Below are 19,810 nucleotides of genomic sequence, written 5' to 3' on the forward strand. Positions count from 1 at the left end.
CCAGCTACACGGCAAATCACAATTGTACTGTGTTTTCAGCCGGGCGGATCGCTCCCGGCTGAAAAACCCTTCGTTTAGCAGGCTTAAACCGTTTTGTGCTCTACTGCGATAAACATTTCGATATCCCAGTAGCCGTCTGCATTGCCGTCATTGAGATAGCGTTCGAAGCAGGGTTTAAGCGCCATCTGGTACTTATTGTCCTGCAGCAGAGAGTTGAAGAACTGATACCACGGCGTGGCGAAGTCGTAGTTTTCCACGCGCGCCGTCGCCACGGCATAATCCCCGGCCGCGATTTCCGTCATCATGACGCCTTCGCTGTTTTCCGGGATAACGAAATCGTCCGGTACCGTAACGGCCGTATCGCAGCGCAGTTTTTCTGCCGGGACTTCATCGGGGTTATCGTAGTAGACCGCAACCCACTCCAGCGGCTCAATGTGGCGCCCGTCCACCCACATGACCAGCTGTTCAAAGCCCTGTTTTACCGTTTGTTCCCACGGTCCGACCAAATGAAAACCGGCAATCTTACGTTTCTGTTGCTGCTTGATGCTGTAGTCCATGCTGCCTCCATTTATTACTGTATATTTATACACTATAAAGCTGGATTACTATTATCGGCAAACGAGGAGTGTTTATTATGTGAGCAGACTCGCAACCCTGCCAGTCTGCCCATCAGCGGTTAAAGCGTGTGGTGGAGATAATCGCTCATGCGTGAGAACAGGCCGCCCTTATCAACGGCTTCCAGCGTCACCAGCGGCCAGTGTGCCACCACTTTGTCGCGATCGTAGAGCTGGATCTCCCCGACCCGCTGGTGCGCAGCAATCGGCGCTTCCAGCTCTTTTTTATCCAGCACGTATTTGGCTTTGATGTTCGGCACTTCCGCTTTCGGCAGGGCCAGCCAGAAGTCCTGGTCGGTGCCCAGTTTCACCTGCTCCTTATCGCCGTACCAGATACGCTCTGTCCCCACTTTTTTACCGCTATGCAGGATTTGCACCGTATCGAAGTTCTGCTGCCCCCAGTGCAGCAGTTTCCGGGCCTGGTCCTCACGCCCTTTCGGGCTGTCCGCCCCCATCACCACCGCGATTAAACGGCGCTGCCCGTCAACGGCGGACGCAATCAGGTTAAAGCCCGCCCCCGAGGTGTGCCCCGTTTTAAGGCCGTCCACGTTCATGGTTTTATCCCACAGCAGGCCGTTACGGTTTTGCTGGGTGATCCCGTTCCAGGTCAGGCTCTTTTCGCTGTACATATGGTAAAACTCAGGCTCGCCGTGGATGATGGCCCGGGAGAGGACGGCCAGGTCATAGGCGGAGCTGTGCTGGCCCGGCGCGTCCAGCCCGTGGACGGTTTCAAAGTGCGTATCGCGCAGGTTCAGCTTCTGCACGTAGTCGTTCATCATCTTCACAAACTGCGGCTGACCGCCCGCCACGTGATCGGCCAGCGCCACGCAGGCATCGTTGCCGGAATCGACTATCAGGCCGCGGCTCAGATCGCGCACGCTGACGCGATCGCCCTCTTTCAGGAACATCAGAGACGAGCCGTCAAAAACCGGGTTGCCTTTTGCCCAGGCGTCACGCCCTACTGTGACAATGTCGTCCGGCGTAATGCGATGGCTATCAATGGCCCGATCAACCACATACCCCGTCATCAGCTTGGTCAGGCTCGCCGGATTACGTTGTTGATGTTCGTTGCCCGCCGTTAAGATCTGACCAGTCGTGTAGTCCATCAGCACCCAGGAGCCAGCCTGAATGGCCGGAGGCTGCGGCGAAAAATCCAGCGGTTCGGCCGCAAAAGCAGATGAGACACTCGAAGCGAGTAAAGAAACAGCAATAAACAGACGGCGTTTCAACGGTATATCCTCAGGTCATTAAAAATCGATGACCTTTTTACGGGAGTTCTGATGTCGTTACCTGGCTTAATTGCAAAAAAATGTGACAGAGCACAGATTTTTCTCTGAAGCTGACGCGCAAATTTGCGACGCAGAGGTGCTTTTTATTCGGTCTGAACCGCACGATCGTTTACCATAGTGACGTCATTTTTTAACAGGATGGTATTACTGGTGTCTGACTCTGCCGCTCGCCCGACTTTTTTATTCCATGACTACGAAACCTTTGGCACGCACCCGGCGCTGGACCGACCGGCGCAGTTTGCCGCCATCCGTACCGACGACGAATTCAACATTATTGGCGAGCCTGAGGTCTTTTACTGCAAACCGGCTGATGACTACCTGCCGCAGCCCGGGGCGGTCATGGTCACCGGGATCACGCCTCAGGAAGCGCGGGAGAAAGGCGTTAACGAGGCAGAATTCGCCCGACGCATCCACGATCTGTTTACCGTCCCCAATACCTGCGTGGTCGGTTACAACAACATCCGCTTCGATGACGAAGTAACGCGCAACATCTTCTATCGCAACTTCTACGATCCCTATGCCTGGAGCTGGCAGAACCGCAATTCACGCTGGGATTTGCTCGACATCATGCGCGCCTGCTATGCCCTGCGTCCTGAGGGCATTAACTGGCCGGAAAATGAGGAAGGGCTGACCAGCTTCCGGCTGGAACACCTGACGCGCGCCAACGGCATCGAGCACAGCAATGCCCACGACGCGATGGCGGACGTCTATGCCACCATTGCCATGGCGAAGCTGGTGAAAAACGCGCAGCCCCGGCTGTTTGAGTATCTGCTGAGCCACCGCAGCAAGCAGAAGCTCATGACCCTTATCGACGTACCGCAGATGAAACCCCTGGTGCATATCTCCGGCATGTTTGGTGCCTGGCGCGGTAATACCAGCTGGGTCGCCCCGCTGGCCTGGCATCCGGACAACCGTAATGCGGTCATCATGGTGGATTTGGCGGGTGATATTTCGCCGCTGCTTGAGCTCGACAGCGATACCCTGCGCGAACGGCTTTATACCCCGAAAAATGAGCTCGGCGATCTGCCTGCGGTGCCGGTCAAACTGGTGCATATCAATAAATGTCCGGTACTCGCGCAGGCGAATACGTTGCGCCAGGAAGATGCGGACAGACTGGGCATTAACCGTCAGCACTGCCTCGATAACCTGAAAGTGCTGCGCGATAACCCGCAGGTGCGCGAGAAAGTGGTTGCCATCTTTGCCGAGGCGGAGCCGTTCGTGCCGTCTGAAAACGTGGATGCCCAGCTCTATAACGGTTTCTTCAGCGATGCCGACCGCGCGGCGATGAATATCGTTCTGCAAACCGAGCCGCGTAACTTACCGGCGCTGGATATTACTTTCGCAGATAAACGCATCGAAAAGCTGATGTTTAACTACCGCGCGCGTAACTATCCCGGCACGCTGGACGAAGCAGAGCAGGATCGCTGGCTGCAGCATCGTCGCAATGTCTTTACCCAGGAGTTTCTTAACAGCTATGCCCAGGAGCTGGAAATGCTTTATGGCCAGTATGAGGGGAATGCTGAGAAACAGGCACTGTTGAAATCCCTGTTCCAGTACGCTCAAGAGATTGTCTGAGCGAGGGGTATAAAAAAAGCCGGAGGCGATGTCTCCGGCTTTTTTTTTGCCCGATGGCGCTGCGCTTACGCGACGTCTTCGTACTGTGGAACCGGGTTACGGAAGCTCTTCGTAACGCAGGCCAGGTAAATCAGACCGATAGCACCCCAGATCAGACCCAGAACCATAGAGCTCTCTTCCAGGTTAATCCACAGCGCACCCACCGTCAGGGCGCCACACATTGGCAGCACCAGATAGTTGAAGTGGTCTTTCAGCGTTTTATTACGCTTCTCGCGGATCCAGAACTGAGAGATCACCGAGAGGTTAACAAAGGTAAATGCCACCAGCGCACCAAAGTTAATCAGCGCGGTTGCAGTCACCAGGTCAAATTTAATGGCCATCAGTGCGATTGCGCCAACCAGCAGTACGTTCCACGCCGGAGTACGCCATTTCGGATGAACGTAGCCGAAGAAACGGGTTGGGAACACACCATCACGACCCATTACGTACATCAGGCGAGAAACACCTGCGTGTGCCGCCATACCGGATGCCAGTACGGTTACGCTGGAGAAGATCAGCACGCCCCACTGGAAGGTTTTCCCTGCAACATACAGCATGATTTCAGGCTGTGATGCGTCCGGCTCTTTAAAGCGAGAGATGTCCGGGAAGTACAGTTGCAGGAAGTAGGAAGCCCCGATAAAGATCATGCCGCCAATCAGCGCGGTCAGGAAAATCGCTCTCGGGATCACGCGCTCGGCGTCTTTGGTCTCTTCAGACAGAGAAGAGATACCGTCAAAGCCCAGGAACGAGAAGCACAGGATGGTCGCACCGGTGATCATCGGCACAACGTGCGCGCCTTCAGACCAGAACGGACGGGTGCTGGCCAGCGTACCCGCGCCTTCACCGTGGGACACGCCGTAAATGATTAACCCCACGATAACCGCAACGATACCCATCTGCAGAATAACAATCAGGGTGTTGAAGTTCGCCACGGTCTTGATGCTGCGCAGGTTAGAGATGGTCATAAAGGCCACCAGCGCGACAACGAAGATCCACGATGGAACAGAAGGCACCAGCGCTTCGAAGTAAATTTTTGCCAGCAGAATGTTGATCATCGGCATGAACAGATAGTCCAGCAGAGATGACCAGCCCACCATAAAGCCAACCGCCGGGCTAATGGATTTCTGAGCATAGGTATAGGCAGAGCCTGCAGACGGGAAACGGCGAACCAGTTTTCCGTAGCTCAGCGCTGTAAAGAGAATGGCGACCAGCGCAAAGGCGTACGCCGTTGCAACGTGACCGTCAGTAAGGCCTGATACGATACCGAATGTATCGAACAGCGTCATCGGTTGCATATAGGCCAGGCCCATCATAACAACCGGAATCAACGTAAGCGTTTTACGTAATTCCACGCGAGAGGTGTTTGGAGTTGCGTTATGCGACATAGTTATTCTCCTTTACGGTGATAACCGCCACGTAAGCGAAAAATTGCCCCATTTGTTTCTTCCTCAGCGACAACAACTGTCGGATTTTAGTAAATATCTATCCGGTACGAAGCCCGGCCTCTTGGTTTTTAGTTTCGTTTCGTACATGCAAAAAAAAATAACCGACGCCTTTTATATCGTCGATTATTCATTTGGTTGCAGCGGCCGCATTTTGCCCCACTTCGGATACAAAAGGCAATACTTTGCAAAGCGCGGGTCGATTTTCTTTTTGCTAACTGGCTGATTTCTGGACGCCGGGCTGAGAGTAAACGGCGGCGATAGCACTATTTGCTAAAATTTCGTCCCGCCACCAGGCGCAGGCAAGCCCGGCAGTTTGTTCATTCCAGCCGACCCACACCGATTCATTACTGCTTTGAGCAAGTACCTGTTTTTCAACAAGCGCACCGCTGTCAATAAACCGCTGCGCCAGATAGCGCGGTAAATAGCCGCAGCCGAGGCCACTTATTTGCAGTTCCAGCTTGGTTTTAAAGTCGAAAACGGTAATGGCTTCCTGCTCATCAAGCAGCTGCGAGGAGACCGAGCATTCCGGACGAGAGCTGTCCCCGACCACGATTGCGCGGTAGCCTTTAATCACGCGACGGTTAAGCGGCTCGGGTTCCTGAGCCAGCGGGTGATGGGGCGCCACGGCAAATACCTGCTCCAGCACGCCCAGCCGGGCAAAACCAAATTCACTCAGTTGGGGAGGCTCATGGAGCGCACCGACGAAAATGTCCGCCCTGCCCTGCGTCAAGGCCTCCCAGGAGCCACCCAGCACACCGTTGATAAAGATAAGCCGGGTCACGCTGTGGTGTTGATAGAAGGCTTCAATCAGCGGCGTCAGGAGTGAAAACGGAAAGGTATCATCCACGCCAATAACCAGCTCGTTTTCCCAACCCTGATGGAGTTTTACGGCCTGTTTTTCGAGCTCACGAACGGTATGGAGGACTTCACGTCCTTTTTCCAGCAGCATCTGTCCGGTACGGGTGAAACGTGCGCGGTGTCCGGAACGATCGAGGATCTGGATATTGAGATCGCTTTCCAGTTTTTGAACGGTATAGCTCAGCGCAGATGGGGTTTTGTAGAGCTTTGCTGACGCAGCGGCAAAGCTCCCCTCTTTTTCCAGAGCATCCAGAATAATAAGAACATCCAGCAGCGGTTTCATGCTCGCCCCCTTCTGGTGCGCGATCGTCTCCGCTGCGGGTCTTATTCCATGGGCATCACCAGCGGATCGGGATAGTGATACTCAAACCCCAGCTCATGACAAATGCGATTGCCATCAACAATTTTGCCTTTGCTGTCATCCTTTGCCTCACCGAAAACCGGCGCCGCCAGGCCCAGCTGACGTGCCATCAGCGGGTAAAACGTGCTGCGCGCCGGATGAGAAGGTGCACATATATTATAGATGTGTCCACCTTTCGGAGCCTGTAAGAGTAGCTCAATCGCGCCTACAACATCGTCAAGATGTACAAGATTGACGACATGCTGGCCGTCTGGCGCAGACTTACCGGCAAAAAAGCGTCCCGGATGGCGGCCTGGACCCACCAGCCCCGCCAGACGTACAATATCGACCTGCGTGCCGGGAAGATTATGCAGCCAGTCTTCCAGCTCTTTCAGAACCTGACCGCTCGCCGTCACTGGACGGCGCTCGGAACTCTCTTTCACCACGCCCTCAACTTCGCCATACACCGACGTCGAGCTGGTAAAAATGATACGCGGAACATGGTGCGCCAGCGCGCTGTCGACGATCTCCTGCATCGCCTGCAGATAAAACGACTCGCCCGGGCCACTGCGCCGCGCGGGGAGCGTGATCACCAGCGCATCGACGTTCATCAGCGTGTCCAGATCGTCAGCATCACACACCAGCTCCGGTTCAAGGCGCAGCTCAACGCCGTCAATACCGCACATGCGCGCCGCCTCTACCCCATCCGCCGTGGTTTTGCTCCCGGTCACCTGCCAGCCTTTCGCGGCTAATGACATCGCCAGCGGCATTCCCAGCCATCCTAAACCGACAATCGCGACCTTTTTCATGCAAATTCTCCTGACTCTCACTCGTCTTTTATAAGGCTACGCCAGCCCGGCAGAACACACAATTCATAGCATCAATATGAAATGAATTAATGATCAAAAAAAGCCCTTGCAATATGTCGTACAACTGGTTTAGGTTAAAAGACATCAAATGAATAAGCATTCATCGAGAATTTATATGACACGCGTTCAATTTAAACACCACCATCATCACCATCATCCTGACTAGTCTTTCAGGCGATGTGTGCTGGAAGACGTTTGGATCTTCCAGTGGTGCATGAACGCATGAAAAAGCCCCCGGAAGATCTTCTTCCGGGGGCTTTTTTTTGGACCGAATTCAGACAGGTTAAAACAGGTTAACGAGGAATAAAGAATGTTAGATAACTCACGCTTACGCATAGCTATTCAAAAATCAGGCCGTTTGAGCGACGATTCACGCGAACTGCTGGCCCGCTGCGGGATTAAAATTAACCTGCACACCCAGCGCCTGATTGCTCTGGCTGAAAACATGCCCATCGACATTCTGCGCGTGCGTGATGACGATATTCCCGGCCTGGTCATGGATGGCGTCGTTGACCTCGGCATCATCGGTGAAAACGTGCTGGAAGAAGAGCTGCTGACCCGCCGCGCGCAGGGCGAAGATCCGCGTTATTTCACCCTGCGTCGTCTGGACTTCGGCGGCTGCCGCCTGTCCCTGGCTACGCCGGTTGACGAAGCGTGGGACGGCCCGGCCGCGCTGAACGGCAAACGTATCGCCACCTCTTACCCTCACCTGTTAAAGCGTTATCTCGACCAGAAAGGCGTGCAGTTTAAGTCCTGCCTGCTGAACGGCTCCGTTGAAGTGGCGCCGCGTGCGGGTCTGGCGGACGCCATCTGTGACCTCGTCTCTACCGGCGCGACGCTGGAAGCCAACGGTCTGCGCGAAGTGGAAGTGATCTACCGCTCTAAAGCGTGCCTGATTCAGCGCGACGGCGACATGGCCGATGCCAAGCAGCAGCTGATCGACAAGCTGCTGACCCGCATTCAGGGCGTGATTCAGGCGCGTGAGTCCAAATACATCATGATGCACGCTCCAACCGAGCGTCTGGATGAAGTGATTGCCCTGCTGCCGGGCGCTGAGCGCCCAACCATCCTGCCGCTGGCGGGCGATCAGCAGCGCGTGGCGATGCACATGGTGAGCAGCGAAACCCTGTTCTGGGAAACCATGGAAAAACTGAAGGCGCTGGGCGCAAGCTCAATCCTGGTGCTGCCTATTGAGAAGATGATGGAGTAATGGCCATGAGCTTTAACACAATCATCGACTGGAATACCTGTAGCGACGCACAGCAGCGCGAGCTGCTGATGCGCCCGGCGATTTCCGCCTCTGAAAGCATCTCACGCACCGTGGCGGAGATCCTGGATAACGTCAAAGCCCGTGGCGATGACGCGCTGCGTGAATACAGCGCGAAGTTTGACAAGACGGAAGTCGGTGCATTACAGGTGACCGAACAGGAAATCAATGATGCCAGCAATCGTCTGGGTGACGATATCAAGCAGGCGATGGCTGTTGCGGTGAAAAACATTGATACCTTCCACACCGCGCAAAAGCTGCAGACCGTGGATGTCGAAACCCTGCCCGGCGTGCGTTGCCAGCAGGTCACGCGCCCGGTTGCGTCCGTCGGCCTCTATATTCCCGGCGGCTCTGCGCCGCTTTTCTCCACCGTACTGATGCTGGCGACTCCCGCGCGAATTGCCGGGTGTCAGAAAGTGGTGCTGTGCTCTCCGCCACCGATTGCCGATGAGATCCTCTATGCGGCGAAGCTGTGCGGCGTGCAGGCGGTCTATAAAGTGGGCGGCGCGCAGGCGATTTCGGCCCTGGCGTTCGGCACGGAATCCATTCCTAAGGTCGACAAAATTTTTGGCCCGGGCAATGCGTATGTGACCGAAGCCAAGCGCCAGGTCAGCCAGCGCCTGGACGGCGCAGCCATCGATATGCCTGCCGGTCCGTCTGAGGTGCTGGTGATTGCCGACAGCGGCGCAACGCCGGACTTCGTGGCGTCCGACCTGCTTTCTCAGGCGGAACACGGCCCGGACTCGCAGGTCATCCTGCTGACGCCGGATGCCGATATGGCGAAACGCGTGGGCGAAGCCGTTGAGCGCCAGCTTGCCGACCTGCCCCGCGCCGATACGGCACGCCAGGCGCTAGCGGCCAGCCGCCTGATTGTGGCGCGCGACCTGGACCAGTGCATTGCCATCTCCAACCAGTACGGCCCGGAGCACCTGATTATTCAGACCCGCAGCGCGCGCGATCTGGTCGACAGTATTACCAGCGCAGGCTCGGTGTTCCTCGGCGACTGGTCACCGGAGTCCGCGGGCGATTACGCCTCCGGCACCAACCACGTGCTGCCCACGTATGGCTACACCTCAACCTGTTCGAGCCTGGGTCTGGCGGATTTCCAGAAACGCATGACCGTGCAGGAGCTCTCCCGCGAAGGGTTTGCGTCACTGGCTTCAACTATTGAAACCCTGGCCGCCGCCGAGCGGCTGACCGCCCACAAAAATGCCGTTACGCTGCGCGTTGCAGCCCTGAAGGAGCAAGCATGAACATTGAAGAGTTAGCCCGCGAAAATGTCCGTCGCCTGACGCCTTACCAGTCGGCGCGTCGTCTGGGCGGTAAAGGGGATGTCTGGCTGAACGCTAACGAATTCCCGACGGCGGTACAGTTTGAACTGTCGCAGCAAACGCTGAACCGCTATCCGGAGTGTCAGCCGAAAGCGGTGATTGAAAACTACGCGCAGTACGCGGGAGTGAAGCCAGAGCAGGTGCTGGTCAGCCGCGGCGCGGATGAGGGCATTGAACTGCTGATCCGCGCCTTCTGCGAGCCGGGCAAAGACGCGGTGATGTACTGTCAGCCGACCTACGGCATGTATAGCGTCAGCGCGGAAACCTTCGGCGTGGCGTGCCGCAACGTGCAGGCGCTGGAAAACTGGCAGCTGGATCTGCAGGGCATCGCCGACAATCTCGATGGCGTAAAAGTCGTGTTTGTCTGCAGCCCGAACAACCCGACCGGACAGATTATCAACCCGCAGGATATTCGCACCCTGCTGGAGATGACGCGCGGTAAAGCGCTGGTGGTGGCCGACGAAGCCTACATCGAGTTCTGCCCGCAGGCGACGCTGGCAGGCTGGCTGGAAGAGTATCCGCACCTGGTGGTGCTGCGTACGCTGTCGAAAGCCTTTGCCCTCGCGGGCCTGCGCTGCGGATTCACCCTGGCGAATAAAGAGGTCATCGACCTGCTGCTGAAAGTGATCGCCCCATACCCCCTCTCGACGCCGGTTGCCGATATTGCGGCACAGGCGCTGACGCCACAGGGGATTAACGCGATGCGCGAGCGCGTGGCGCAGATCCTGGAGGAACGTCAGTACCTGATGACCGCCCTGAAGGGTATCCCTTGCGTGGAGCAGGTGTTCGACTCGGAAACTAACTACATCCTGGTGCGCTTCACCGCATCGAGTGCCGTATTTAAATCTTTATGGGATCAGGGCATTATCTTACGAGACCAGAATAAACAACCTTCTCTGAGCGGCTGCCTGCGCATTACCGTCGGCACCCGTGCAGAGAGCCAGCGCGTGATTGACGCCCTGAAAGCGGAGAAAGTATGACCCAGAAGATCCTTTTCATCGATCGTGACGGCACCCTTATTTCGGAGCCACCAGCCGATTTTCAGGTCGATCGATTCGACAAGCTGGCTTTTGAACCGGACGTGATCCCGGTGCTGCTCAAGCTGCAAAAAGCAGGCTTTAAGCTGGTGATGATCACCAACCAGGATGGTCTGGGTACCGACAGCTTCCCGCAGGCGGACTTTGACGGCCCGCATAATCTGATGATGCAGGTGCTAACCTCTCAGGGCGTGGTATTTGATGAAGTGCTGATTTGCCCGCACATGCCAGCCGACGAGTGCGACTGCCGTAAGCCAAAGGTGAAGCTGGTAGAACGCTACCTGGCTGTAGATGCGCTGGATAAAACCAACAGCTATGTCATCGGCGATCGCATCACCGATATTACGCTGGCGGAAAACATGGGCATCGCGGGGCTGCGCTACGACCGTAACAACCTTAACTGGGCGAAGATTGGCGAACAGCTGACAAAACGCGACCGCTATTCCCACGTTGAGCGCAACACCAAAGAGACGCAGATTGATGTGAAGGTCTGGCTGGACCGTGAAGGCGGCAGCAAGATCCACACCGGCGTCGGTTTCTTCGACCACATGCTCGACCAGATTGCCACCCACGGCGGTTTCCGCATGGAAATTACGGTAAAAGGCGATCTCTACATAGACGATCACCACACCGTGGAAGATACCGGCCTGGCGCTGGGTGAAGCCCTGAAGCTGGCGCTCGGCGACAAGCGCGGCATTAACCGTTTCGGCTTTGTCCTGCCGATGGACGAGTGTCTGGCGCGCTGCGCGATGGACATCTCCGGCCGTCCGCACCTGGAATACAAAGCTGATTTCACCTACCAGCGCGTGGGCGATCTGAGCACCGAAATGGTGGAGCACTTCTTCCGCTCACTGTCCTACACCATGGGCCTGACGCTGCACCTGAAGACCAAGGGCAAGAACGACCACCACCGCGTGGAGAGCCTCTTCAAAGCCTTTGGCCGTACCCTTCGTCAGGCAATTCGCGTAGAAGGTGACGCCCTTCCCTCGTCGAAAGGAGTGCTGTAATGAACGTGGTCATTCTGGATACCGGATGCGCCAACCTGAACTCCGTCAAATCGGCGATTGCGCGCCACGGCTATGAGCCGGTGGTAAGCCGTGACCCGGACGTGGTGCTGCGCGCCGACAAACTCTTTTTACCGGGCGTGGGCACCGCGCAGGCGGCGATGGATCAGATTCGCGAACGCGAGCTGGTCGACCTGATCAAAGCCTGTACCCAACCGGTGCTGGGTATTTGTCTGGGCATGCAGATCCTGGGCCGCCGCAGCGAAGAGAGCAACGGCGTCGACCTGCTGGGCATTATTGATGAAGACGTGCCGAAAATGACCGATCGCGGCCTGCCTCTGCCGCATATGGGCTGGAACCGCGTTTACGCCAAAGCGGGCGATCGGCTGTTTCGCGGCATCGAAGACGGCGCGTATTTTTACTTCGTGCACAGCTACGCCATGCCGGTGAACGTGAATACGATCGCCCAGTGCACCTACGGTGAGGCTTTCACGGCGGCCGTACAGAAAGACAATTTCTTCGGCGTGCAGTTTCACCCGGAGCGCTCTGGCGCCGCGGGCGCGCAGCTGCTGAAAAACTTCCTGGAGATGTGATGATTATTCCCGCATTAGATTTAATTGACGGTACGGTTGTCCGTCTGCATCAGGGCGATTACGGCCAGCAGCGCGACTACGGAAACGACCCGCTGCCGCGTCTGCAGGATTATGCCGCCCAGGGTGCGCAGGTACTGCACCTGGTGGATTTAACGGGCGCGAAAGACCCGGCGAAACGCCAGATCCCGCTGCTTAAACAACTTGTTGCGGGTGTTGATGTGCCCGTCCAGGTCGGCGGCGGCGTGCGTACGGAAGATGACGTCGCGGCGCTGCTGGACGCTGGCGTGGCCCGCGTGGTGGTGGGTTCAACCGCCGTGAAAGATCCTGAGACCGTGAAAGGCTGGTTCCGCCGCTTTGGCGCCGATGCCCTGGTCCTGGCGCTGGACGTTCGTATTGATGAACAGGGTAATAAGCAGGTGGCCGTCAGCGGCTGGCAGGAAAACTCCGGCGTGACGCTGGAAGAGCTGGTCGATATCTATCTGCCCGTTGGCCTGAAGCACGTGTTATGCACTGACATCTCCCGCGACGGTACGCTGGCTGGCTCCAACGTCTCGCTTTATGAAGAGGTTTGTGCGCGTTATCCGCAGGTGGCGTTCCAGTCTTCAGGCGGAATTGGTGATATCGGCGACGTGGCCGCGCTGCGCGGTACCGGTGTGCAGGGCGTGATTGTGGGCCGGGCCCTGCTGGAAAGTAAATTTACTGTGACGGAGGCGATTCAATGCTGGCAAAACGGATAATCCCCTGCCTGGACGTACGTGACGGCCAGGTCGTGAAAGGCGTGCAGTTCCGCAACCACGAGATCATTGGCGACATCGTCCCGCTGGCAAAACGCTATGCCGATGAAGGCGCAGACGAGCTGGTCTTTTATGATATCACCGCCTCCAGCGATGGACGCGTGGTCGATAAAAGCTGGGTGGCGCGCGTGGCGGAAGTGATCGACATTCCGTTCTGCGTGGCGGGCGGGATTAAGTCCGCTGACGACGCCGCCAAAATTCTCTCGTTTGGCGCCGACAAGATTTCTATCAACTCCCCTGCTCTGGCCGACCCGGAGCTGATCACCCGCCTCGCCGATCGTTTTGGCGTGCAGTGTATTGTGGTCGGGATCGACACCTGGTATGACGCCGCAACGGGAAAGTATCACGTCAACCAGTACACGGGAGATGAAAGCCGCACGCGCGTGACGCAGTGGGAAACGCTCGACTGGGTGCAGGAAGTGCAGAAGCGCGGCGCGGGCGAGATTGTCCTCAACATGATGAACCAGGACGGTGTGCGTAACGGGTATGACCTCGAGCAGCTGAAAAAAGTCCGTGCGGTCTGCCACGTTCCGCTGATTGCCTCCGGCGGCGCGGGCACCATGGAACACTTCCTCGAAGCCTTCCGCGATGCGAACGTGGACGGCACGCTGGCCGCGTCCGTGTTCCACAAACAGATTATTAATATTGGTGAGTTGAAAACGTACCTGGCCGACCAGGGCGTGGAGATCAGGGTATGTTAACAGAGCAACAACAGGCGCAGCTGGACTGGGAAAAAACTGACGGATTACTGCCGGTGGTTGTCCAGCATGCCATCTCAGGCGAAGTGCTGATGCTAGGGTATATGAACCAGGACGCGCTGGCGAAAACGATCGACAGCGGCAAAGTGACCTTCTACTCGCGTACGAAACAGCGCCTGTGGACCAAAGGCGAGACCTCGGGTCATTTCCTGAACGTGGTCAGCATGGCGCCTGACTGCGATAACGATACCCTGCTGGTGCTGGCAAACCCAATCGGCCCAACCTGCCATAAGGGCACCAGCAGCTGCTTCGGCGAGGCGAGCCACCAGTGGTTGTTCCTGTATCAACTGGAACAGCTGCTGGCAGAGCGTAAAACGGCGGATCCTGAAAGTTCGTATACCGCGAAACTGTACGCCAGCGGAACCAAGCGTATCGCACAGAAGGTAGGAGAAGAAGGCGTTGAGACCGCGCTGGCCGCGACGGTGCATGACCGCGAGGAACTGACCAATGAAGCGTCTGATTTGATGTATCACCTGCTGGTGCTGCTGCAGGATCAGGAGCTGGATTTGACGGCGGTGATTGAAAATCTTCGCAAACGTCACAAATAAAAAAACCGGGGAATATCCCCGGTTTTTTTAAATCTGCAAATCAGACTTTTGGTTTGTAGTTGCGCAATGCGTTGCGGCCAAGCACAAAACCGGAACCAAGCAACCCGCCCAGCAGTACAGCAAGAATAAGCGTAATCGCTGTTTTCGGGCTGTCACGATGTACAGGGAGTTCGGGCTTCATAACATAACGGTAAACGTGGATCGTTTCCGGGTTTATGTTCAGATTCTGGATGTCCAGCAGATTTCGCCTGGTCTGGTAATAGGCTCTTGGGAAGACCAACGGGAGAGAAGCTTCGTTGTCAATCATTGATTTCAGTCCCTCACTTCCCAGCAGGAACATCGTTTCCTGAGTCACTTCCTGTGTTTGCTGAAGCTTAGGCGAGGTAATTTTCGCCGCTTCAGCGTTCTTCAACGCCTCAGCAATCTGTTTGATACGCAGATCTTTTTGCTCCTGAGCTACCCTCTCCTGATTTTTCAGAGAATCCTTCAGGGTCTTGATCTGCTCCTTAATGTTGTCATTAAGGTCAGCGGCGAGCTCTTTAGCCGTTTGCTCATCTACCTGCTGGATGAACTGTGCCAATTGCTTTTGTGCAGCGTCTGCAGAAGTACTGGTATAAGAGACACTTAACGGTAGTGGCTGCCCTTTAACCGTTGACTCAATGATAAGTTTCTCAGGCACAGCCTGATTTTCGAGCGCCTGTGACAATGCCGAGAATGAGGCGTTAAAACGGCCAATCGCGCGCGTTTGGTTGTCAACCATTGTAGGTGCTGCGGTACCATACAGGATATTTAACGCATTAGAATAGCTGGCAATTTGAGCCGCATCTGGTTGCGTAATAATCGCACTTGAGGTCCATTTTTCCTTTGCGACAGAGATATATCCAATTGCCAGGGTGATACAAACAACAACAAAGGCTGCTATCACCCACTTCCCACGCCACAGCTGGAACACTAAATCAAGTAAATCAATTTGCTCAGGGTCATTGCTTCTGATGACCTGGCTATTATTGTTTTGCGTCATACAATCCCTAACTGATAAAAAAAGGGCAAACATAATTAAGTTTGTATAGTTTAACGATTACTGGCGATTTTTCTATAAGAATCCGATGAGTAATATCGGAAAGATGGGTTATGTAACTAACACCCTTCGCGCTATCATAGACGTCATCTGATGCGTTACGGTATCTAAAGAATAGGGTTTATGAGGGAAGCTATGAAATTTTTGGTCACGGGTGCAGCAGGTTTTATCGGTGCGAATGTCAGTAAACGCCTCCTTGAGGCTGGTCATCAGGTTGTCGGTATCGATAATCTCAATGAATACTACGATGTCAACCTGAAGCTGGCACGCCTGGAACTGTTAAAATCTGAGCGTTTCACCTTTCACAAGCTGGAATTAGCCGATCGGGAAGGTATGGCCACGCTTTTCGCGGCTGAGAAGTTTGATCGTGTGATTCATCTTGCCGCGCAGGCGGGTGTACGCTACTCCCTGGAAAACCCGCACGCGTATGCTGATGCCAACCTTATCGGGCATCTCAACGTGCTGGAAGGCTGTCGCCATAACAATGTTCAGCATCTTCTGTATGCCTCATCGAGCTCAGTATACGGTCTCAACCGCAAGATGCCTTTCTCCACTGACGACTCCGTGGATCATCCGGTCTCGCTCTATGCCGCGACTAAAAAAGCCAATGAGTTGATGTCGCACACCTATTCGCATCTTTACAACTTGCCGACCACTGGGTTGCGCTTCTTTACCGTGTATGGTCCATGGGGCCGCCCGGATATGGCGCTGTTTAAATTCACCAAAGCGATGATTGAAGGCAAAAGCATCGACGTTTACAACTACGGCAAGATGAAGCGCGACTTCACGTACATCGACGACATCGCCGAAGCCATTATTCGTCTGCAGGATGTTATTCCTCAGTCAGACACAAACTGGACCGTTGAGACCGGCTCCCCGGCAACCAGTTCAGCGCCTTACCGGGTCTACAACATCGGTAACAGCTCGCCGGTCGAACTGATGGATTACATTACCGCCCTGGAAGACGCGCTGGGTACAAAAGCAGAGAAAAACATGCTGCCTCTCCAGCCAGGGGATGTTCTGGAGACCAGTGCCGATACCCAGGCGCTTTATGAGGTGATCGGATTTAAACCGCAAACCTCGGTTAAGGATGGAGTGAAAAACTTCGTTAACTGGTACCGAGAGTTTTACAAAGTCTGAAAATAAAAAACCCGGCATATCAGCCGGGTTTTTTATGGAGCAAGAGAATTAGTCGCTACCGAAGAGATCGCGGGTATAGACTTTGTCAGCTACGTCAGCCAGTTCTTCAGCCATGCGGTTCGAGATGATCACGTCCGCTTCTTGCTTGAACGCATCCAGATCACGAATCACTCGGGAGTGGAAGAACTCATCTTCCTGCATTGCAGGTTCATAAATGATGACCTGCACGCCTTTCGCCTTAATACGCTTCATGATCCCCTGAATGGAAGAGGCGCGGAAGTTATCGGAACCGCTCTTCATGATCAGACGGTACACGCCGACCACTTTCGGTTGACGCGCAAGGATGGAATCGGAGATGAAATCTTTACGTGTACGGTTAGCGTCAACAATCGCCGAAATGAGATTATTCGGCACCGCCTGATAGTTTGCCAGCAGTTGCTTCGTGTCTTTTGGCAGGCAATAACCACCGTAGCCAAATGAAGGGTTGTTGTAGTGGTTACCAATGCGCGGATCAAGACATACCCCTTCAATAATCTGGCGGGTATTCAGTCCAAGACTTTCTGCGTAGCTGTCGAGCTCATTGAAATAAGCTACTCGCATTGCCAGGTAGGTATTCGCGAAGAGCTTGATCGCCTCAGCTTCAGTGGAGTCGGTAAACAGCACCTGAATATCTTTCTTCACTGCGCCTTCCTGCAGCAGCGCAGCAAAACGTTCAGCGCGCTCGGAGCGTTCGCCAATAACGATACGCGAAGGATGCAGGTTATCGTAAAGCGCTCTCCCCTCACGCAGGAATTCCGGCGAGAAGAAGATATTATCAATACCGAATTTTTCTTTAATGGATTTGGTAAAACCGACAGGAATGGTCGATTTAATGACCATCACGGCATCAGGGTTGATCGCGATAACGTCTTTAATCACCGCTTCTACCGTTGAGGTGTTGAAGTAGTTGGTTTTAGGATCGTAGTCAGTAGGCGTCGCAATGATGACGTAATCCGCATCGCGGTATGCATCTTCTTTATCTGTCGTGGCGCGGAAATTCAGCGTTTTATGGCTGAGATAGTCCTGGATCTCTTTATCCACAATCGGCGATTTTTTCTGATTAAGCATGTCCACTTTGGCCTGCACGATATCCAGCGCAACCACTTCATGATTCTGAGCAATCAGAATGCCGTTAGAAAGACCGACATACCCTGTTCCGGAGATTGTTATTTTCATTCGCTAATGACTTCTGTGAGTTAACTGTACTGATGGCCGCCAGACCATCGCGATAAACATAACTGTTGGGCTTTGTACCTCCTGGCAAACTGAACTGTCAAGGCAAACCAGGAGTAATCACTACGAGCGGGGCGAGATTCAGACTACTTCGAATAACAGGCGACATTTTTTGCATAAAAAAACCCGGAGACAGGCTCCGGGTTTTGATTACAGCGAGTAAGTTAACTTATTCCATCCATTCGGTATGGAACACGCCTTCTTTATCGGTACGCTTGTAAGTATGCGCACCGAAGTAGTCACGCTGTGCCTGAATCAGGTTAGCTGGCAGCACAGCAGCACGGTAGCTGTCGTAGTAGGCTACAGCAGCAGAGAAGGTCGGAACCGGGATACCGTTCTGGACAGCGTAGGCAACCACGTCACGCAGCGCCTGCTGATATTCGTCCGCAATCTTCTTGAAGTATGGTGCCAGCAGCAGGTTGGCGATACCGGCGTTTTCAGCATAGGCATCGGTAATTTTCTGCAGGAACTGCGCACGAATAATACAGCCAGCGCGGAAGATCTTCGCGATCTCACCGTAGTTCAGATCCCAGTTGTTCTCGTCTGACGCCGCACGCAGCTGAGAGAAGCCCTGCGCGTAAGAAACGATTTTACCCAGGTACAGTGCACGGCGCACTTTCTCAACGAATTCGGCTTTATCACCCGCTGGTTTAGCCTGCGGGCCAGACAGCACTTTAGATGCCGCGACGCGCTGCTCTTTCAGAGAAGAAATGTAACGCGCGAAGACGGATTCGGTGATCAGAGACAGCGGTTCGCCCAGATCCAGAGAGCTCTGGCTGGTCCATTTACCGGTACCTTTGTTGGCAGCTTCATCCAGAATCACATCAACCAGGTATTTACCCTCTTCATCTTTCTTCGTGAAGATATCTTTGGTGATGTCGATCAGATAGCTGTTCAGCTCGCCTTTGTTCCACTCGGTGAAAGTTTCCGCGAGTTCTTCATTGGAAAGGTTCAGACCGCCTTTCAGCAGGGAGTATGCTTCTGCGATCAGCTGCATATCGCCGTATTCGATGCCGTTGTGCACCATTTTCACATAGTGGCCAGCACCGTCCGGACCGATATAGGTCACGCACGGCTCGCCATCTTCTGCAACAGCAGCGATTTTAGTCAGAATAGGCGCAACCAGTTCGTAGGCTTCTTTCTGGCCGCCAGGCATGATAGATGGGCCTTTCAGAGCGCCCTCTTCACCGCCGGAAACACCGGTACCGATGAAGTTGAAGCCTTCAGCAGACAGCTCACGGTTACGACGAATGGTGTCCTGGAAGAAGGTGTTACCGCCATCAATGATGATGTCACCTTTTTCGAGGTAAGGCTTCAGGGAGTCGATAGCTGCATCGGTACCTGCGCCCGCTTTCACCATTAACAGGATACGACGAGGCGTTTCCAGAGACTCAACGAACTCTTTCACCGTATAGAAAGGAACCAGTTTCTTGCCTGGGTTCTCGGCAATCACTTCTTCGGTCTTATCACGGGAGCGGTTGAAAACGGAGACGGTATAACCACGGCTTTCGATGTTGAGCGCCAGGTTGCGCCCCATCACTGCCATACCGACAACGCCGATCTGTTGCTTGGACATTACATACTCCTGTCAGGTGTGGTCACCACGGCTTATGCGCGGCTTGAAATGTGGTTGAGATGTTAACTCAGTATTAGGTGACATGAATAGCTTTTGCTGATCTATGTCACACTGATTGCACAATCCAGGTACAGTCAAGCCGCCAGAAATACGCTGGCGGCAGACCCTCACTCCCTGAGCAAAGCCAGAATTTCTTGTGTCTTCTCTTCCATCAGCGCTGTATCAGCACGGGATTCCACGTTCAGGCGCACCACCGGCTCGGTGTTGGACGAGCGCAGGTTGAAGCGCCACTGCGGGAACGCCATGCTGATGCCGTCCGTACGGTCAATTTCCAGCGCGTGGATCGCAAAGTGCTGCTCCACGCGGGCAATGGCCTCGGCCGG

At 54.7% G+C, this 19,810-nt stretch carries 20 protein-coding genes, 1 pseudogene and 1 other annotated feature; of the genes and pseudogenes, 11 read left to right on the forward strand and 10 right to left on the reverse strand.

Annotation, left to right across the window (positions count from 1 at the left end; genetic code table 11):
• Nucleotides 1-83: 83 nt before the first annotated feature.
• Nucleotides 84-557: a DNA gyrase inhibitor SbmC gene (sbmC, locus tag ACOTZB_RS16550; protein ID WP_047652438.1), complete on the reverse strand. Its 474-nt coding sequence runs from the start codon at nt 555-557 to the stop codon at nt 84-86.
• A 119-nt stretch (nt 558-676) separates the two neighbouring features.
• Nucleotides 677-1,843 (reverse strand): serine-type D-Ala-D-Ala carboxypeptidase DacD, encoded by a 1,167-nt coding sequence (gene dacD / locus ACOTZB_RS16555; protein WP_032658759.1) that lies wholly within the window; start codon nt 1,841-1,843, stop codon nt 677-679.
• 198 nt (nt 1,844-2,041) lie between these two features.
• On the opposite strand from dacD, the gene sbcB reads away from it, so the two are divergent.
• The gene (gene sbcB / locus ACOTZB_RS16560) at nt 2,042-3,478 is read left to right on the forward strand and encodes an exodeoxyribonuclease I (protein WP_409241103.1); all 1,437 of its coding nucleotides are present in this window, start codon (nt 2,042-2,044) and stop codon (nt 3,476-3,478) included.
• 65 nt (nt 3,479-3,543) lie between these two features.
• Here the strand turns inward: sbcB and ACOTZB_RS16565 are convergent, their stop codons facing one another.
• The 4 genes from ACOTZB_RS16565 to ACOTZB_RS16580 form a co-directional block, all read right to left on the reverse strand.
• Complete coding sequence (locus ACOTZB_RS16565) at nt 3,544-4,902, reverse strand: APC family permease (protein WP_010432055.1); 1,359 nt, start codon at nt 4,900-4,902, stop codon at nt 3,544-3,546.
• Complete coding sequence (yoeI, locus tag ACOTZB_RS16570) at nt 4,892-4,954, reverse strand: membrane protein YoeI (RefSeq protein WP_099458931.1); 63 nt, start codon at nt 4,952-4,954, stop codon at nt 4,892-4,894. The genes ACOTZB_RS16565 and yoeI overlap by 11 nt, the downstream gene beginning before the upstream one ends.
• Nucleotides 4,955-5,173: 219 nt before the next feature.
• Nucleotides 5,174-6,103, reverse strand: coding sequence for a LysR substrate-binding domain-containing protein (locus ACOTZB_RS16575; protein WP_421627818.1), 930 nt, complete (start codon nt 6,101-6,103; stop codon nt 5,174-5,176).
• A gap of 41 nt (nt 6,104-6,144) precedes the next feature.
• Nucleotides 6,145-6,969, reverse strand: coding sequence for an SDR family oxidoreductase (locus tag ACOTZB_RS16580; RefSeq protein WP_421627820.1), 825 nt, complete (start codon nt 6,967-6,969; stop codon nt 6,145-6,147).
• A 175-nt stretch (nt 6,970-7,144) separates the two neighbouring features.
• Between ACOTZB_RS16580 and hisL the strand changes: the two genes are divergently transcribed.
• The 9 genes from hisL (at nt 7,145) to hisIE (ending at nt 14,361) form a co-directional block, all read left to right on the forward strand.
• The gene (gene hisL, locus ACOTZB_RS16585) at nt 7,145-7,195 is read left to right on the forward strand and encodes a his operon leader peptide (protein ID WP_001364200.1); all 51 of its coding nucleotides are present in this window, start codon (nt 7,145-7,147) and stop codon (nt 7,193-7,195) included.
• Nucleotides 7,171-7,294, forward strand: a sequence feature (His leader region). (Overlaps the previous gene by 25 nt.)
• A 45-nt stretch (nt 7,295-7,339) precedes the next feature.
• Nucleotides 7,340-8,239: an ATP phosphoribosyltransferase gene (gene hisG / locus ACOTZB_RS16590; protein WP_028018500.1), complete on the forward strand. Its 900-nt coding sequence runs from the start codon at nt 7,340-7,342 to the stop codon at nt 8,237-8,239.
• Between the two features lie 5 nt (nt 8,240-8,244).
• Nucleotides 8,245-9,549 carry a histidinol dehydrogenase gene (gene hisD, locus ACOTZB_RS16595; RefSeq protein WP_421627821.1) on the forward strand — a complete coding sequence of 435 codons (1,305 nt, stop codon included), beginning with the start codon at nt 8,245-8,247 and terminating at the stop codon, nt 9,547-9,549.
• On the forward strand, nt 9,546-10,607 hold the full coding sequence (gene hisC, locus ACOTZB_RS16600) for a histidinol-phosphate transaminase (protein ID WP_193806333.1): 1,062 nt from the start codon (nt 9,546-9,548) through the stop codon (nt 10,605-10,607). The genes hisD and hisC overlap by 4 nt, the downstream gene beginning before the upstream one ends.
• Complete coding sequence (gene hisB / locus ACOTZB_RS16605) at nt 10,604-11,671, forward strand: bifunctional histidinol-phosphatase/imidazoleglycerol-phosphate dehydratase HisB (protein WP_193806331.1); 1,068 nt, start codon at nt 10,604-10,606, stop codon at nt 11,669-11,671. Before hisC ends, hisB begins: the two co-directional genes overlap by 4 nt.
• A complete protein-coding gene (gene hisH / locus ACOTZB_RS16610; protein ID WP_032636077.1) occupies nt 11,671-12,261 on the forward strand; it encodes an imidazole glycerol phosphate synthase subunit HisH in 591 nt (196 codons plus the stop codon). The genes hisB and hisH overlap by 1 nt, the downstream gene beginning before the upstream one ends.
• Nucleotides 12,261-12,998, forward strand: a complete 738-nt coding sequence (hisA, locus tag ACOTZB_RS16615) for a 1-(5-phosphoribosyl)-5-[(5-phosphoribosylamino)methylideneamino]imidazole-4-carboxamide isomerase (protein WP_421627822.1) — start codon at nt 12,261-12,263, stop codon at nt 12,996-12,998. Before hisH ends, hisA begins: the two co-directional genes overlap by 1 nt.
• Entirely contained in the window at nt 12,980-13,756 is a 777-nt protein-coding gene (gene hisF / locus ACOTZB_RS16620; protein WP_421627824.1) for an imidazole glycerol phosphate synthase subunit HisF, read from the forward strand. Before hisA ends, hisF begins: the two co-directional genes overlap by 19 nt.
• Nucleotides 13,750-14,361 (forward strand): bifunctional phosphoribosyl-AMP cyclohydrolase/phosphoribosyl-ATP diphosphatase HisIE, encoded by a 612-nt coding sequence (gene hisIE / locus ACOTZB_RS16625; protein WP_063441243.1) that lies wholly within the window; start codon nt 13,750-13,752, stop codon nt 14,359-14,361. The genes hisF and hisIE overlap by 7 nt, the downstream gene beginning before the upstream one ends.
• Before the next feature lie 40 nt (nt 14,362-14,401).
• Here the strand turns inward: hisIE and wzzB are convergent, their stop codons facing one another.
• The gene (gene wzzB / locus ACOTZB_RS16630) at nt 14,402-15,382 is read right to left on the reverse strand and encodes an LPS O-antigen chain length determinant protein WzzB (protein ID WP_421627825.1); all 981 of its coding nucleotides are present in this window, start codon (nt 15,380-15,382) and stop codon (nt 14,402-14,404) included.
• Nucleotides 15,383-15,574: 192 nt separating this feature from the next.
• Here wzzB and ACOTZB_RS16635 point away from each other — a divergent pair, with 192 nt between their 5' ends.
• Complete coding sequence (locus tag ACOTZB_RS16635) at nt 15,575-16,579, forward strand: NAD-dependent epimerase (RefSeq protein WP_421627826.1); 1,005 nt, start codon at nt 15,575-15,577, stop codon at nt 16,577-16,579.
• Between the two features lie 48 nt (nt 16,580-16,627).
• Here ACOTZB_RS16635 and ugd read toward each other — a convergent pair whose 3' ends face one another.
• The 3 genes and pseudogenes from ugd to ACOTZB_RS16650 form a co-directional block, all read right to left on the reverse strand.
• Nucleotides 16,628-17,794 carry a UDP-glucose 6-dehydrogenase gene (ugd, locus tag ACOTZB_RS16640; protein WP_193806316.1) on the reverse strand — a complete coding sequence of 389 codons (1,167 nt, stop codon included), beginning with the start codon at nt 17,792-17,794 and terminating at the stop codon, nt 16,628-16,630.
• Nucleotides 17,795-18,020: 226 nt separating this feature from the next.
• Nucleotides 18,021-19,427: an NADP-dependent phosphogluconate dehydrogenase gene (gndA, locus tag ACOTZB_RS16645; protein ID WP_028013772.1), complete on the reverse strand. Its 1,407-nt coding sequence runs from the start codon at nt 19,425-19,427 to the stop codon at nt 18,021-18,023.
• A 167-nt stretch (nt 19,428-19,594) separates the two neighbouring features.
• Nucleotides 19,595-19,810 (reverse strand): annotated as a pseudogene (locus tag ACOTZB_RS16650) (phosphomannomutase CpsG); the annotation flags it as partial.

The organism is Enterobacter cloacae complex sp. SHL020 (assembly GCF_049236945.1).
Taxonomy (GTDB): domain Bacteria; phylum Pseudomonadota; class Gammaproteobacteria; order Enterobacterales; family Enterobacteriaceae; genus Enterobacter; species Enterobacter dykesii.

Bases quoted from the DNA above. Each gene is read 5' to 3' on its own strand.
- hisF (WP_421627824.1), top strand. From the start codon at position 12,980: ATGCTGGCAAAACGGATAATCCCCTGCCTGGACGTACGTGACGGCCAG.
- sbmC (WP_047652438.1), bottom strand. From the start codon at position 557: ATGGACTACAGCATCAAGCAGCAACAGAAACGTAAGATTGCCGGTTTT.
- ACOTZB_RS16575 (WP_421627818.1), bottom strand. From the start codon at position 6,103: ATGAAACCGCTGCTGGATGTTCTTATTATTCTGGATGCTCTGGAAAAA.
- ACOTZB_RS16635 (WP_421627826.1), top strand. From the start codon at position 15,575: ATGAAATTTTTGGTCACGGGTGCAGCAGGTTTTATCGGTGCGAATGTC.
- ACOTZB_RS16580 (WP_421627820.1), bottom strand. From the start codon at position 6,969: ATGAAAAAGGTCGCGATTGTCGGTTTAGGATGGCTGGGAATGCCGCTG.
- hisA (WP_421627822.1), top strand. From the start codon at position 12,261: ATGATTATTCCCGCATTAGATTTAATTGACGGTACGGTTGTCCGTCTG.
- gndA (WP_028013772.1), bottom strand. From the start codon at position 19,427: ATGTCCAAGCAACAGATCGGCGTTGTCGGTATGGCAGTGATGGGGCGC.
- sbcB (WP_409241103.1), top strand. From the start codon at position 2,042: ATGGTATTACTGGTGTCTGACTCTGCCGCTCGCCCGACTTTTTTATTC.
- hisIE (WP_063441243.1), top strand. From the start codon at position 13,750: ATGTTAACAGAGCAACAACAGGCGCAGCTGGACTGGGAAAAAACTGAC.
- hisC (WP_193806333.1), top strand. From the start codon at position 9,546: ATGAACATTGAAGAGTTAGCCCGCGAAAATGTCCGTCGCCTGACGCCT.
- hisB (WP_193806331.1), top strand. From the start codon at position 10,604: ATGACCCAGAAGATCCTTTTCATCGATCGTGACGGCACCCTTATTTCG.
- wzzB (WP_421627825.1), bottom strand. From the start codon at position 15,382: ATGACGCAAAACAATAATAGCCAGGTCATCAGAAGCAATGACCCTGAG.
- hisG (WP_028018500.1), top strand. From the start codon at position 7,340: ATGTTAGATAACTCACGCTTACGCATAGCTATTCAAAAATCAGGCCGT.
- ugd (WP_193806316.1), bottom strand. From the start codon at position 17,794: ATGAAAATAACAATCTCCGGAACAGGGTATGTCGGTCTTTCTAACGGC.
- hisH (WP_032636077.1), top strand. From the start codon at position 11,671: ATGAACGTGGTCATTCTGGATACCGGATGCGCCAACCTGAACTCCGTC.
- ACOTZB_RS16565 (WP_010432055.1), bottom strand. From the start codon at position 4,902: ATGTCGCATAACGCAACTCCAAACACCTCTCGCGTGGAATTACGTAAA.
- hisD (WP_421627821.1), top strand. From the start codon at position 8,245: ATGAGCTTTAACACAATCATCGACTGGAATACCTGTAGCGACGCACAG.